The sequence below is a fragment of the Streptococcus sp. HN38 genome (genome assembly GCF_028335765.1).
Classification (GTDB): Bacteria; Bacillota; Bacilli; order Lactobacillales; family Streptococcaceae; genus Streptococcus; species Streptococcus suis_P.
The window spans coordinates 690,358-705,094 of the sequence record NZ_CP116604.1 but is presented as its reverse complement, the minus strand read 5'-3'; the positions used below and the strand labels follow the sequence as shown (position 1 = coordinate 705,094).

15 protein-coding genes are annotated in these 14,737 nt (G+C 35.9%); 3 read left to right on the top strand and 12 right to left on the bottom strand.

What is annotated here, in order from left to right; all coding sequences use genetic code 11:
* The first annotated feature begins 12 nt into the window (after positions 1-12).
* Entirely contained in the window at positions 13-558 is a 546-nt protein-coding gene (locus tag PHA78_RS03430; protein ID WP_272158454.1) for an NADPH-dependent FMN reductase, read from the top strand.
* Positions 559-808: 250 nt separating this feature from the next.
* Here the strand turns inward: PHA78_RS03430 and glf are convergent, their stop codons facing one another.
* From glf to PHA78_RS03410, 4 genes are read right to left on the bottom strand one after another with little or no spacing between them, the layout of a single operon-like run.
* Entirely contained in the window at positions 809-1,927 is a 1,119-nt protein-coding gene (glf, locus tag PHA78_RS03425; RefSeq protein ID WP_272158453.1) for a UDP-galactopyranose mutase, read from the bottom strand.
* Positions 1,928-1,945: 18 nt separating this feature from the next.
* Positions 1,946-2,167 (bottom strand): hypothetical protein, encoded by a 222-nt coding sequence (locus tag PHA78_RS03420; RefSeq protein WP_024378909.1) that lies wholly within the window; start codon positions 2,165-2,167, stop codon positions 1,946-1,948.
* Between the two features lie 12 nt (positions 2,168-2,179).
* Positions 2,180-2,413: a hypothetical protein gene (locus tag PHA78_RS03415; protein ID WP_029176568.1), complete on the bottom strand. Its 234-nt coding sequence runs from the start codon at positions 2,411-2,413 to the stop codon at positions 2,180-2,182.
* Between the two features lie 12 nt (positions 2,414-2,425).
* The gene (locus tag PHA78_RS03410; protein WP_029185292.1) at positions 2,426-3,370 is read right to left on the bottom strand and encodes an Rpn family recombination-promoting nuclease/putative transposase; all 945 of its coding nucleotides are present in this window, start codon (positions 3,368-3,370) and stop codon (positions 2,426-2,428) included.
* A gap of 425 nt (positions 3,371-3,795) precedes the next feature.
* On the opposite strand from PHA78_RS03410, the gene PHA78_RS03405 reads away from it, so the two are divergent.
* Positions 3,796-5,151, top strand: a complete 1,356-nt coding sequence (locus PHA78_RS03405; RefSeq protein ID WP_024378234.1) for an ATP-binding protein — start codon at positions 3,796-3,798, stop codon at positions 5,149-5,151.
* Positions 5,141-5,884 (top strand): hypothetical protein, encoded by a 744-nt coding sequence (locus PHA78_RS03400; RefSeq protein WP_044673300.1) that lies wholly within the window; start codon positions 5,141-5,143, stop codon positions 5,882-5,884. Before PHA78_RS03405 ends, PHA78_RS03400 begins: the two co-directional genes overlap by 11 nt.
* Positions 5,885-5,970: 86 nt before the next feature.
* Here PHA78_RS03400 and tnpB read toward each other — a convergent pair whose 3' ends face one another.
* The 8 genes from tnpB to PHA78_RS03355 all read right to left on the bottom strand — a co-directional run bounded on the left by tnpB (position 5,971) and on the right by PHA78_RS03355 (position 14,715).
* Positions 5,971-6,321 carry an IS66 family insertion sequence element accessory protein TnpB gene (gene tnpB, locus PHA78_RS03395; protein ID WP_105129658.1) on the bottom strand — a complete coding sequence of 117 codons (351 nt, stop codon included), beginning with the start codon at positions 6,319-6,321 and terminating at the stop codon, positions 5,971-5,973.
* 535 nt (positions 6,322-6,856) lie between these two features.
* Positions 6,857-8,053, bottom strand: a complete 1,197-nt coding sequence (locus PHA78_RS03385; protein ID WP_024415928.1) for a polysaccharide biosynthesis C-terminal domain-containing protein — start codon at positions 8,051-8,053, stop codon at positions 6,857-6,859.
* Positions 8,054-8,064: 11 nt separating this feature from the next.
* Positions 8,065-9,240 carry a non-hydrolyzing UDP-N-acetylglucosamine 2-epimerase gene (gene wecB, locus PHA78_RS03380; protein WP_172042709.1) on the bottom strand — a complete coding sequence of 392 codons (1,176 nt, stop codon included), beginning with the start codon at positions 9,238-9,240 and terminating at the stop codon, positions 8,065-8,067.
* 6 nt (positions 9,241-9,246) lie between these two features.
* A complete protein-coding gene (locus tag PHA78_RS03375; protein WP_044755403.1) occupies positions 9,247-10,278 on the bottom strand; it encodes a polysaccharide biosynthesis protein in 1,032 nt (343 codons plus the stop codon).
* Positions 10,271-11,227, bottom strand: coding sequence for a glycosyltransferase (locus PHA78_RS03370; RefSeq protein ID WP_105104889.1), 957 nt, complete (start codon positions 11,225-11,227; stop codon positions 10,271-10,273). Before PHA78_RS03370 ends, PHA78_RS03375 begins: the two co-directional genes overlap by 8 nt.
* Positions 11,227-12,087, bottom strand: coding sequence for a hypothetical protein (locus tag PHA78_RS03365; RefSeq protein WP_044755402.1), 861 nt, complete (start codon positions 12,085-12,087; stop codon positions 11,227-11,229). The genes PHA78_RS03370 and PHA78_RS03365 overlap by 1 nt, the downstream gene beginning before the upstream one ends.
* A 17-nt stretch (positions 12,088-12,104) precedes the next feature.
* The gene (locus PHA78_RS03360) at positions 12,105-13,349 is read right to left on the bottom strand and encodes a lipopolysaccharide biosynthesis protein (RefSeq protein ID WP_105104888.1); all 1,245 of its coding nucleotides are present in this window, start codon (positions 13,347-13,349) and stop codon (positions 12,105-12,107) included.
* A 10-nt stretch (positions 13,350-13,359) separates the two neighbouring features.
* The gene (locus PHA78_RS03355; protein WP_272158452.1) at positions 13,360-14,715 is read right to left on the bottom strand and encodes an O-antigen polymerase; all 1,356 of its coding nucleotides are present in this window, start codon (positions 14,713-14,715) and stop codon (positions 13,360-13,362) included.
* Between the last annotated feature and the right edge of the window lie 22 nt (positions 14,716-14,737).

The following is a 14,737-nucleotide window of genomic DNA, read 5'->3' as shown; positions in this document are numbered from 1 at the left end:
AAGGAGGCCATCATGGCAAACGTATTGTTTTTAGTTGGTTCACTACGTGACGGTTCTTTTAACCATCAAATGGCCAAAAAAGCTGAAGCGTTCTTGGCTGATAAGGCTAAAGTATCTTACATTGATCTTGCAAAAATTCCCCTATTCAACCAAGACATCGAGACACCTATCCTTCCTGAAATTGCAGAGCTACGTGCACAAGTAGACGCTGCGGATGCTATCTGGATTTTCTCACCAGTATATAACTATGCAATCCCAGGCATCGTAAAAAATGCTCTCGATTGGCTCAGTCGTTCGCTCGATTTATCCAATCCAAAAGGACCATCTATCCTACAAGATAAAATCACAACTGTCTCTGCAGTCGCAAACAGTGGTCACGACCACCTATTCAAAGACTTCCAACACCTTCTTCCATTTATCCGTACTCAGATTGCTGGTGAATTTACAGGTTCAACCATCAATCCCGAAGCATGGGGAACAGGTGTATTGGAGTTATCTGACGAAACTCTAACAAAACTCGAGCAACAAGCAGCTGACCTGTTGGCAGCAATTCAATAATCAAAAAAAACCAGAATTTCTGGTTTTTTTTTTGATTAATATTTTGAGAGCATTTCATACTCAACGAAAATCAAAAGTAGCCTAGGAAACGAAGTCGAAGATAGAACTCTGTTACTATCTTATTTCAAGGTAACAGGCTGAAAACCTCCACTGGAGCTTTTCACTCATCAAGGCAAGTTGACAACGGATAATTTTGATTTTCGAAGAGTATCAACTTCTGCCAAGAATCAATTACTACTTTGATGACTTCTCAAAACCATTCCCCAACTTCATTTCTCACACATTGCAAGGCTGCTCCGATAACCTGGTGCATATCGTAGTAACGATAGTGACCCAGACGGCCGCCGAAAATAACATTTTCTTGTTGTTCTGCAAGGCGCTTATAGGCAGTATAGAGTTTATTATTACGGTCATTGTTAACTGGATAGTAAGGCTCATCACCACGCTTCCAAGTCTTCGAATACTCACGAGTAATAATGGTTTTTTCTTGAGTTCCGTACTCAAAATGTTTGTGTTCGATGATTCGAGTATATGGTGTCTCGCTATCTGTATAGTTGACAACCGCATTACCTTGGTAATTTTCCATATCCAAGACTTCAGTTTCAAAACGGAGGCTACGATATTCCAATTCACCAAGTTGGTAATCAAAAAACTCATCAATCATACCTGTGAACACAACCTTTGGAAAGTTTGACAAATATTCTTCTTTATTGGCAAAGAAATCAACATTTGTCTCAACATCAATATTCTCATGTTCCAACATTTTTTCAACAATCTGCGTGTAGCCACCGATTGGAATACCTTGATAAGTATCGTTAAAGTAGTTATTATCATAAGTCAAACGCACGGGCAAACGACGGATGATGAAGGCAGGTAACTCCGTACATGGTTTCTCCCATTGTTTCTCGGTGTATGACTTGATCAATTTTTCATAGATGTCTGTACCAACTAGTGAGATGGCTTGCTCTTCCAAGTTCTCAGGTGTTTTACCTCCCAATACAGCTCGTTGCTCAGCAATCTTCGCTGCTGCTTCAGCAGGGGTCACCACACCCCAAAGCTTGTTAAAGGTATTCATGTTGAAGGGAAGATTGTAAATCTCACCCTTGTAGTTAGCGACTGGTGTGTTTGTATAGCGGTTGAACTCCGCAAATTGATTGACATAATCCCAAATTTCTTTTTCGGAAGTATGAAAGATATGTGCACCATACTCATGAACTTGAATACCTTCTACTTCTTTTGTATAGATGTTACCTGCAATGTGTTCTCGTTTTTCGATAACCTTTATTTTTTTACCCTTTTTAGCTGCCTCATGAGCAAAGACCGCTCCGAACAGACCTGCACCAACAACTAAGTAGTCGTAATGTTTCATATATTTTGTATTTTCCTCCTAGAACTGATGTTCTTTCGAAAATCGAGTCAACTGTTCCGAAGTTAGTCCTGTTATTTCTAACACATCCTCTATGTCAAGACCTCTAGCTAATAATTTTTGTGCAACATCTAAACTTTTTTGTAGACTTCCTTCTTCCTTTCCACGATTTCTACCACGTATAAAAGAGCTTTCCAATTCCCCAAAATGATTGGAGGCATTACGCAACCATTGATCTACCATTTTCACTACCTCCTAAAACTGATGGTCTTGTGAAAGGGAAGCCAACTGTTCTGAAGTTAAGCCGGTGATTTCTAAAACATCTTCTATGCCAAGACCTCTGTTTAATAAGCGCTGAGCAACTTCTAAACTTTTTTGTATACTACCTTCTAATCGACCTTCTTCCTTTCCACGATTTCGCCCACGTATAAAAGAACTTTCCAATTCCCCAAAATGATTGGAGGCATTACGCAACCATTGATCTACCATTTTCACTACCTCCTAAAACTGATGTTCTTGCGAGAATTGAGTCAACTGTTCCGAAGTTAGTCCTGTTATTTCTAACACATCCTCTATGTCAAGACCTCTAGCTAATAATTTTTGTGCAACATCTAAACTTTTTTGTAGACTTCCTTCTTCTAGACCTTCGGTTCTTCCCTCCTCTAGACCTTCGGCTCTTCCTTCTTCCTTTCCACGATTTCTACCACGTATAAAAGAACTTTCCAATTCCCCAAAATGATTGGAGGCATTACGCAACCATTGATCTACCATTTCGATTTCCTCCTCTGTCCATGTATTTCTGTTTAGCAGATTCTCTGCCTTTTCAATAATATCTGATGTCGATTGACTAAATTCTCTATTTGCAAAAAATTCAATCCATTGGCGTTGATTTTTCCTAAGTTGACCCTTACGAAACTTTTTCAGCTCAATGATAACCATTTCAAATGGTTTCCTTAATTCTTCCTGGTCACCAAATGGTAATTCTAAGATTTGACCGCTATCTTTTTCAGTCATTACAAAACTGTGAATAGGTTTTTCGTCATCGAAATACTTACTCGCTACTAAAGCAATCGAATAAATCGGAGAAATTTTATTATACATATCATGCGTCTGCGTAACCTTCTCACGAACATTGGGCAAGTCCTTGACCAGATGTTGACAAGTATAGGTCCACAAACGCTTGATAAAACTATTCTGATAGGCAACCTGAATCTCGATAATAACCTGTGTCCCATCTTCTAACCGAGCCAAAATATCTACCGTTGTACTAAAGTGTCTAGTCCTTTCTTTTTTCACATCCGCGATAGTCCCATTCAATATCTGAACAGATTTGGGACGAAAACCTAAAAAGGTATCAATAAAGTCAATGGTAATTTCGTGGTCATTGAAAATCTTTTTTGCAATAATATCAGCCATAGGACTGATTGCCTGACGACGTTTTGTCATCTCTATCCTCCAAATAATATGATTAAGAAATACTCTCTATCTATTTATTCGGAAAATATTCTAGCTATATTATAGCATGACATCTAAAAATTTTCTAGTAACCGTCCTGTATAGTAGCACTAAAAAACGTTCCCCTAAAAACGCTCCAATTTCTATTTTTCCATATGCCTATATCTTCAGTCTCAATTGCTTATAATATCGTAGGCAATAACAAAATTGAACATAGCATTTGTATTGGTAAAAGCTAATGAATAGCTTTCTAGTCATTTATTGGATAGCAACAGACTTAATAAATTTGTTTAACAATTCTTTATTACCAAGCAATAATCAGATTTTATTTCAAAATCGTTATTTTTTATATCAATTTTGGCACTATTTAGCGAATTGTGATATAATTATTATATGAAAATATAGGAGATAATCATATGTCTATCAAATTAAGGGAACTAACAATAAAACATCTAAAAAATGTTGATTATGGAAATATCAAGTTTTGGGATAATAATGGATTTGTTAATGTTTTAGGAATATATGGTCAAAATGGATCGGGAAAAACTACTGTAGTTGATGCAATGGAAATTATTAAGCAGTTAATTGCTGGTAGACCTATCCCAGATAATAGTTTGGGAATTTTTAATACAGATAATGAGAAAAATGAGCTACCTTCTATTCTTATAGAAATAGAAGATGAAGACAATTTGGTTTTACGTTATAAGGTGGAATTTATTTCAAATGAATCCACGAATGAACAGACCGTCTTTGTAGCAAAAGAATCCATTTTATATAAATCATTGAAACCTTATGAAAGATTTAAATCTTTATATGAATTCTCTATTTTAAATATTTTAGATAATCCCGAGCAAAATGCGGGTATGTTAAAAAGTCGTACAAAAATTCTTAGCAATGATGCCATCGAATTCTTAACAAACTCATCTATGCGCGAATACTCTTCCTACTTATTTTCAAAAAATTTTACAACTAGGATTGAACGAAGCGAAGGAAATCTAACTGAAAAGGAAGTCATAAGTATATTTAAAAAATTCGGTGAACATATCCGAATTTATACACAACAATCAGCAAATATGATAGGTATGGGAACCATGCCCATAAATATAAATTATCAAGACGGTGACTATGGTTTCCAAGGGACACTCCCAGCTATATTAAGTAAAGGCGGTTTCCCAGTTCCGCGTGAAATCATTCCTATATATGAAGAAACTGTTAAATATATGAATGAAATCATACCTACGATTATACCGGATCTCACCATTGAAATGAACATTAGTGATACTAGTACAAACCAAAATGGTACTCAACTTGATACAGTTCATTTTTTCGCTAATCGCAATGGAAAAGTCTTTTCATTAATCCATGAATCTGAAGGAATTAAAAAAATTATTAGTATGATTGGAGTAATAGTAGAAGTATTCAATCAGCCTGATACAGTAGCAGTGATTGATGAATTAGATTCTGGAATATTTGAATATTTACTTGGTGAATTAATTGAAATTTTCTCAAAAGATACTCAAGGACAATTAATCTTTACATCACATAACCTACGTGTCCTAGAAATGTTGCCAACTCGACAAATTCGTTTTTCAACAACAAACCCTGATAATCGATATATTACATTAAAAGGAATAAAAACGACAAATAATTTACGAGATGTCTATCTTCGTTCTATTTTACTAGGTGGTGCAGATGAAGAGTTATATTCAGGGAAAAGTCAATCTAAAATTCGTCGTTCTTTAAGGAAGGCAGGTAGATATATTGGCGAATAAAACAGTAAATAAAGTTTTTCTTATTTTTGTTGAAGGCACTACCGATGCAGACTGTTTAGATCTTATTGTTGACTATTTTAAAGAATCATTCGAGCAGACAGATATTGACATTAGGGTACACGGTGGTGATATTTTTACCAATGATGAAAATTTCAAAAAAAGTGGACCAACAATTTTAAAAGAACAAGTCGAAAACTATATAAAGCATTACAAACTAAATCCGACAGATATTATACATGTAGCTTTTATTACAGATACTGATGGCATATATGTAAATCCTGTTGAATATATCGTTAATCCAACAGTTGCTGAATTCGAGTATGACTTGGAAAATAAAACAATCGTCTGTAGAAACGAAACCAAGAAAAAAGACGTGCTGCGAAGTCGACAAACTAAATCTACTAAATTGTCAAAAATTATTAAACCACTAGACGAAAGCATATTGACATTTAACAGAACGCAGATTTCTTATTCTATCTACTATAATTCATTGAACTTAGAACACGTGTTATTTGAGAAAATATTACCAGATAATCAAAAGAGGAGATCACTAGATGAACTCTTAGACTCAATTGATGAAGATCCAGAGCAGCTAATGGACATTTTTAATGCTAAAGCAATTACTAATGATTATTTGGACTCTTGGCAAAAAATTAAGAACTTAGAAATGTCTAGAGGACTATCCAATCTAAATATTTTATTTTCATTTCTGTCCAAACTACAGAATATGTAGAGTAACTTAGTATAAAAAAGGTTCCAGGTCGACAGGACTTTGGAGCCTTTTTCAATATACCTTGTTATTGGGCGGTTACCATGATTTCAATAGAAATCACGACTTTTTGAAACATTTATTTTTGGAATGATAGAAAATCCTTTCATGAGCCAATCTACTTGTTCGGAAGTTAGAGCCTTGACCTCCTCTTCATTGTTTGGCCAGGTCAATTTCCCATTTTCAAAACGTTTATACAATAACCAAAATCCTTGTCCGTCCCAGTAAAGAGACTTGAATCGGTCTTTTCGATCGCCGCAGAAGAGATAGACCTGACCGGAGAAGAGATTCAAATTGAATTGACTTTTGACAAGGTAGGCGAGAGAGTCAATCCCCTGACACATATCCGTTTTCCCGCAAACCAAGAAGACTTGGCCTAAATCACTGAGTCGGATGGTCAAAATGTAGCACCTTATCCAAGATAGTTTCCATTACTTCAGGGATTGATAGAGTGAAAGAATGTGACTTCCACTTTTCCGAGACGAATTTTCATCAGAATATCATTCCTGCCTTTCTTCTCAAAGTGGCAATATTGGGGAACAGTCAATGGGACGGGCTCTAACAGTATACTGGAGGAGGGAGGGAGTAGATAGATACCTTGTTATTGGGCTGTTACGAAATATGCAACTATTATTAACCATTTATCAGTACTACTCTTAAAATATCTCCACAACCCTTGCCTATCTAAGATATAAAATGAATCCATTAAAAATAACAATTGTAATTATAGTAAAACTTCAAAAAATACAATTAACCCTCACATTCTAGCTGACTCTTCAATACTTATTCTGAAAACATTTCGGACTACCAAAACATATCATTCTTGATAAAGAGTTGGAAAAGAACTATTCCAAAAACCACATAGAAATTATTAATCGTAGTTATGTTCCATAATTAGGAGAATTTTACTATATATTCAAGAAAACTGTCACTTTATCAAACTTCTTCAAAAAAGGTATCCGGTCGATTCGGATCAAAAATCTCATTACAGGTCATGACCGTGACTAAATTTTCTGTATCCGAAAGATTAATAATATTATGAGTCCAACCAGGAATCATATAGATAGCTTCAATGGTATCTCCAGACACTTCAAATTCCACAAATTCACCCGTGACAATATTTCTCTGCTGAATGAGACCTCTGCCACTAACTACTATGAATTGCTCCCACTTGCTACTGTGCCAATGTTGACCCTTGGTAATACCTGGCTTGCTAATATTGATACTAACCTGACCACAATCAGCTGTGTGTAACAACTCCGTGAAAGAACCTCTATCATCCACATTCATTTTTAGACCATATTTGAACTTTTCTGTCGGCAAGTAAGTCAAATAGAGTGAAAATAATTTCTTCGCAAAGGAGTTGGCTGGAATCTTGGGCATCATCAAGGTCAATGGTTGTTGCTTGAAAGATTCCAAGAGAGCAATAATTTCTCCCAAGGTGACACGATGAGTGGTTGGAATCCAAGCATATTTGCCACTAATATCCTCAACTGGAGTTAGCCCCTCATAGTTACAATAAACTTCCTTGCCCTCCAACAAATCCAACATACCATCTACTAAATCATCAATGTAGAGCAGTTCAACTTCCGCCTTAGGATCTGAAACTGAATAAGATTGATCATTGGCAATCGCCCAACAAAATGTTGATACAGCCGAATTGTAATTGGGTCTGGAATGCCCCATCAAATTCGGAAAACGGTAAACTGCTACCTTTACTCCCTGTTCCTGACCATATTGAAAGAACAATTCCTCCCCTGCCAGCTTGCTTTTTCCGTATTCCCCATCACCATAGCGCCCAATTAAGGTTGCCTGAATGGAAGAAGATAGCATAATAGGAGCCTTACTATTGTACTTTTTGAGCTGTTCCAATAGCTGACTGGCGAAGCCAAAATTACCCTGCATAAATTCCTCAATATTCTCGGGACGATTTACACCCGCAAGATTAAAAACAAAGTCCGCCTCTTGGCAATACTGCTCTAATTCCTCAATCGTAGAATCTATATCATATTCAAAAATGGACTGGATATGGATATTGGGCCTCGTTCTGTTTTTCCCACTTTGAATCGTCTTCAAGTGATTTACCAATGCCGTTCCAACCATTCCCTTTGCGCCTGTTACTAAAATTTTCATAGGAAGTCTCCTTAGTATTTACGCCAAACCATCTTATTGACGATGTTAGTATAGGATTGAATAATTTTTACAACCTTATCTGATACATTTTCATCCACATAATCAGGTACTGGCAAGCCTAAATGTTTGTGCTCATTCATAGCTACAGCCACATCAACCGCCTGCAGGAGACCAATTTCATCAATTCCAGAAAGAATGAAATCTGCCTTATCTAAGGCCTCTGGCCGCTCCGTACTGGTCCGAATACAAACTGCTGGGAAAGGCTTGTCAACTGAAGTGAAGAAACTCGATTCTTCTGGTAGAGTTCCTGAATCAGAAACGACAGCATAAGCATTCATCTGTAAACAATTATAGTCATGGAATCCTAGCGGCTCATGCTGGATAACACGTTTATCCAAAACAAAACCTGATGATTCCAACTTGTTTTTACTGCGTGGATGGCAAGAATACAGAATTGGCATATCGTATTTCTCAGCCATCTTATTTACAGCAGTGAACAAACTGATGAAGTTCTTGTCGGTATCAATATTTTCTTCACGGTGCGCAGACAACAGAATATAGCGCCCTTTTTCAAGACCCAAACGCTGGTGGATATCCGATGACTCAATTTTTTCTAAATTCACTCTTAAAACCTCAGCCATCGGCGAACCCGTCACATAGGTTCTCTCCTTAGGTAGGCCATTATCAGCTAGATAACGACGGGCGTGCTCGGAGTAAGCCATATTGACATCAGAAATAATATCGACAATACGGCGATTGGTCTCTTCCGGTAGACATTCATCCTTACTTCTATTTCCGGCTTCCATGTGGAAAATAGGAATGTGCAAGCGTTTAGCACCAATAACAGAAAGACAAGAATTGGTATCACCCAAAACAAGCACTGCATCTGGTTGAATCGCAACCATCAGTTTATAGCTTTCTGCAATGATATTCCCCATGGTCTCACCCAAATCACTACCTACAGCATTTAGATAGACCTCTGGCTCCTCCAAATTTAAATCGTGGAAGAAGATGCCATTTAAGTTATAATCATAGTTTTGACCAGTATGAGCTAGAACCACATCAAAATAACGACGGGTTTTCTTAATAACCTCTGACAAGCGAATGATTTCTGGGCGAGTTCCAACAATAATCAAAAGTTTCAGTTTGCCATTGTTTTTCCAATTTACTTCTGTATATTTTGTCATTCTTACTTATCCTAACTTTGCCATTTCTTCTTGAATGTAGGCCAAGGAAGCAATTTTTTCCTTGGTTTGTTCTACTGATAACAACTCTGTATTATTGCTATTAAATTCTGTCAGTGGATTACGTTCAACATCTCCTTGATTGAAATACTTATCGTAATTCAAATTACGGTTGTCGCAAGGCACACGATAGAAATCACCCAAATCAATTGCATTAGCACATTCTTCGTTTGTCAATAAGGTTTCGTACATTTTTTCTCCATGACGAACCCCAATGACACGAATCGCTTCTTTATCTCCTCCAAACAACTCACACACTGCCTCTGCTTGGGTTTGAATCGTACAAGCAGGAGCCTTCTGAACAAGAATATCTCCTGGTTGACCATTTTCAAAGGCAAAGAGAACCAAATCTACTGCTTCCTCAAGGCTCATGATAAAACGTGTCATGCTACCATCTGTGATTGTCAATGGCTGACCTGATTTAATCTGTTCAATCCAGAGAGGGATAACAGAACCACGTGAACACATAACGTTGCCATAACGAGTACAGCAGATTTTCGTTTTTGTAGTCGTTCGACTCTTAGCCACAACAACTTTTTCCATCATAGCTTTAGAAGTTCCCATAGCATTAACTGGATAAGCAGCTTTATCTGTTGATAAACAGATAACACTTTCAACACCTGCGTCAATAGCCGCTGTCAATACATTCTCTGTTCCAATCACATTCGTCTTCACTGCTTCAATAGGGAAAAATTCACAAGACGGCACCTGCTTCAAAGCAGCCGCATGAAATACATAGTCCACATCGTGCATGGCATTTTTAACCGACTGCAAATCACGAACATCTCCCAAATAGAAACTAATTTTATGAGCAACTTCGGGCATCTTAGCCTGAAATTCATGGCGCATATCATCTTGTTTTTTCTCATCGCGAGAAAAAACACGAATTTCTGCAATATCTGTCGCCAAAAAGCGATTTAACACAGCATTCCCGAAAGAACCTGTTCCACCTGTAATTAATAGTGTTTTTCCTTTAAACATGGGGGATTACCTTCCTAAATTTGTTTAATGTATATTTATAAAATATTCCTTCTAGCACATACTTTGATAGCCACGGTGTTTTGATTAATAGAAATAGTAAGAAAAGATACTGTTTCTTTGATTTAAAAGCTTTAAAATTTTCCCAGATTTGATTTCTCTTCTGAATATAAACAGGGTTGTCAAGCTGATACTGATTCACAAAAGCTAATAATTTTTCTTCAGAATGAGAATCTTGTCCCTTTCTGAGACGTTCTCTATACATTCTTCGTATATAATGGGTTAAGCATATTGTTTTATAGATGTTTGAGTGAGTCATACTATTAGGATTTATTCTGTAAGTCAATAATACATCACTTATTTTTTCAATGTTACATCCGGCAGTAAGTGCTCTTAAATAAAAATCATAGTCCTCAGCAACAGGCAAACTTCTATAGCCACCTAATTTTCTATAAACCTCTCCACGAACCATAATGGAAGAATGCAAAATTGGGCACCCCCATAGCAAGATTTTACGTAAACCATGCGGAGAAAGTTGATACGGTATTTCTTCTTGATATGCAAGTTGACTATCGTTTAGTAATGAGTGACAACTTGAAATAATAGCACAGTCCTTATTCGCCTCCATGTAAGCAAATTGGACCTCTAACCTATGTTGAAAAGAAACATCATCTGCATCCATCCTTACATAGTAACGGGCTTCAACAAGATTTATTGCCCTATTTAAGCTGGCTGCTAGACCTATATTTGTATCGTTTACAGAAATAGTTATACGAGAATCTACCATTTCATAGTCAGATAAAAACTCTAATAACTCTGAACGCATGGGATTATCACAAATAATAAGAAATTGAAAATCCTTTTTCGTTTGATTTAAAATTGAATCAATTGATTGTTCAACATACTCCAACGGTTCATTGTAAACACTCATAATAACACAAATATCTACCATTACCTACTCCTCATTAAACGATATTTAAGAAAACTGCCACAAATCGTTATGAAAGCCTTTGAACGGTTTTTCAAGATACTTGGAAGACGTAGCAAAATAGGTACGGATTTAGGCTCATCTGCCATCCAATCATATTCTATTGGACGCTTAGAAAAGTCAATCGTCAGATTATATTTTTCGATTATTTCATCCAACTTATATCCGACCCACTTTCCTCTATGAACGGCGCCACCATGCTCTATATCATATTTAAAAACTGGTTCAGTTTCTTGCTTGAGTCCATAGAATTTTGAGTTAGAAAACCAAGTCCGCATACTGCCAAAAAATTCCCATTCCCAAGGATTATCTGTGGCCCTGGTAAATTCAACAAGAGCTGATTTTCTCCAAATACCTGGCCCAGCATTTAATTTATAATATGCCTTTTGACCACGTTCAGCAAATTCTTCATAAAGAGAAGTTTTTTGATAAGATTCAAGTTCTTTAGAATCCATAGGAGAAGTTAGCGATAATGTCGCAATATCCTGATTATTTTTGAGATAGGTTAAATATTTCTCTATGAGGGTATGATTCACTTTTTCTTCAAAAAAGAAATCTTCTAATAGGAAAATCACATATTTCTCTTCTAAACGTCCTAGTACATCTAAGAGACGCTCTCCCCATGGAATACTCGGTGTTTTCCCTGGTAAAACATTCATAACCTTAACATCAAAATATTGATTTTGATATTGTTTTGTTTCTGTATTTAAAATGATTCTATAATTTGAAATTTCTGGCCACGTTTTTTCAAGTATTTTGAAAAATGGTTCCCAGACATCTGAATAAGCATCGCAACTATTTATTAAAATAACAGTATCCTTCATTTTCCCCTCGCGTGATTCTAGTCAATATTTCTTAGTACAACCATCATAGTCAACACAGTATAAATAATATGTCCCATAACATAGTTTATAACAACACCTTGGAACTGAAACTCCTTTATTAACACAAAACCAATCGTTGCCATTGCCGCTCCTGGTACAATGGATGATACTAAGAGTTTTCTGGTCTCCCCTCGACGATAGATTTCAATAGTTGATGACATGGCCAACACATACAGTATTGCACTTAAAGTAGTGATTGGTAAATAATCTAGTATTGACAGATATTTGGGATCTGCCAACAAAATAATCAACCATCGTCCCAAGAGTACAATAGAAATAAAGTAAACAGCGAAAAATCCTGATAGAATCGCAAGATATTTCCCCAATTCCTTCCTGGTAAGTTTCTCAGTCCGTGAAAATACAAGTGGCATGATATAGGCATTACAAACTGTATAAACCATATTAGGCACAAAATAAGATAGTGATGTTAATATTGTGTAGGCGGCAACAGCTTCTAAATCTAAGAACATATCTAGGTACCACCTACCAATCATATTTTGCAACCAGCCAAAGATTGCCCAAACCATCAATGGAGCTGAAAATTGAACAATATTTTGAAATATCTTTTTAGTAGCAATTTTATCTATAGAAAGACGAATTTCTTTTATGTAGTTTCTTTGAAAAACTAATACTAGAAGATTACTTAAACATAGAACAATTAAGACTGCCTTGATGGAAAATAGACCAATTTGAAATAGTAACAGGTACGGAATTATTCTACTTAACAAGTCCAATAATCTGATAAGTAACACGCGTTTTCTATAGCGATATGCATTATCCAATACAAGATAAGTGTTCTTGAAAATTTCTGTAAATGCATAAAAAAGGAATAGAAATAGGTAGCCATCCGCAAAGAAACTTTCACCTTGAATTATATTTAGAAAGACCAAAACTAGAGTGTATATGCTAAAACATATAGAATAAACTCGTGCAATCAGCGAATACAGTTGCCTATCTTGACCATTTTTCCTCGCAGGAATAGCTTCCTTATATATTCCCTGTTCTAATGCTGTAAATGGTAACATTGAAATAAATACATAGGCTGATGATAGCAGTGCCCATTGTCCAAAAACAGATGTCTCAAAATAACTAGCAAAAATCTTATTTTGAATTAGCCCTTGAAAAAGATATAAGAACTGCCCTAAGCTTGTTATTAAAACCTCTTGTAAATTCCTACGATTATTCTTTAATTTATTTAACATTATGCCTTTCTCAACTTGGGTATCTTTTCTTTCGGAAAATAAACACTAACACAATCGCGTAGATGAAGAAATATTTGGTTTGTGCAAAAAAACCAGTAAAACTCATCCACATAGATGTTGTTACGAGTGCAGACAAGCTAGCAATATATAAGTATCTAAAACGATTAGACAAGCGCATTTGCTCGAGCAATCCAAATACTAAGCCTATGGGAATCAACAAAAGTAGACCCCAGTAGTCAAAATTCAAGAGTAACTCACCTGGCATTGTTATTGCATCCATCGTCGTGTTTGGACTGTCCATCGCAGTTGTTAACGTAATGATTCCATACTGAGTAGGTTTGTCTGCCCATATTGACTTAGGAATAAAAGAATAAAACATTTGAAATATACTTTCTCCCCAAAACAGGCTATTACCAGAATTTAGGTACTCCACACTACGGGCACAAGCAATTAAAGACGTCCCCATGGTGTTGGTTAACATTGTAACAAATGAATCAATAAAACCTAATTTCTCCTCTCCCCAGTAAGAATAATTCAAACTGGTTCTGACAGCTCCATACACCACAAATGCCAGAATAAACAAGAGCCCTATTCGAACAATTCTTCCCCGTAATTTTTTAACCAGCTGCCAATCATACTTGTACTGTAACGATAATATGAGTACAATTCCATATTGCAGAATTGTGCCACGATACATGGTTGTCAAAGTCAATATAAAAGCAAGAACAGGAACTACTATCCCCCAGAAAAACGGACGCTTTAGTCTCTCGCTATTTACAAGCCCAACTGACATAGTTATGAACAAAATAATAAGAGTAAGTTCTGAAGCTAGTGCTATACTTTTAGCAAAAAAAGTTGTGTGTTCAATAGTTGCTAGATAAATTCTAGAAATCTTGTACTGATAAAACAAATCCCAACTTCCTAGAGAAATAAATTCAATGAGCAGGTTTATGACCATTACGGCAACTACAAAAAGAAACGACAACAATAGAAAAGTTTCTGAAATAACATACTCTTGGTTAGGATTTGGTTTTAACTGCTTAATAGAAATATAATCAGCTGACTTGAATCCTAATGCAAAAAGCATAGTGCCAATGATAAAAATAATTGTTGCAATTAAGTAGGAACTTTCATTTTGAATAGTGAAATATGGAAATTTTTGATAAATACCAGTAATAGCCCCAATAAAGGCTGGTAAAAAAACATCAACTATGAGCAATATCAAAAAAAAGTTTTCATAATTAACATATTTATTTCTATTAAAAACGTTTGTTAGTAAGCGACTACTGCATAAACCAATTGCCGCCAATGATAAAAAAATCTGGATAAATATAATCATATTTTGACTTTCTTGAATACTATACATTTTTTTCTGATATAGTACAAAT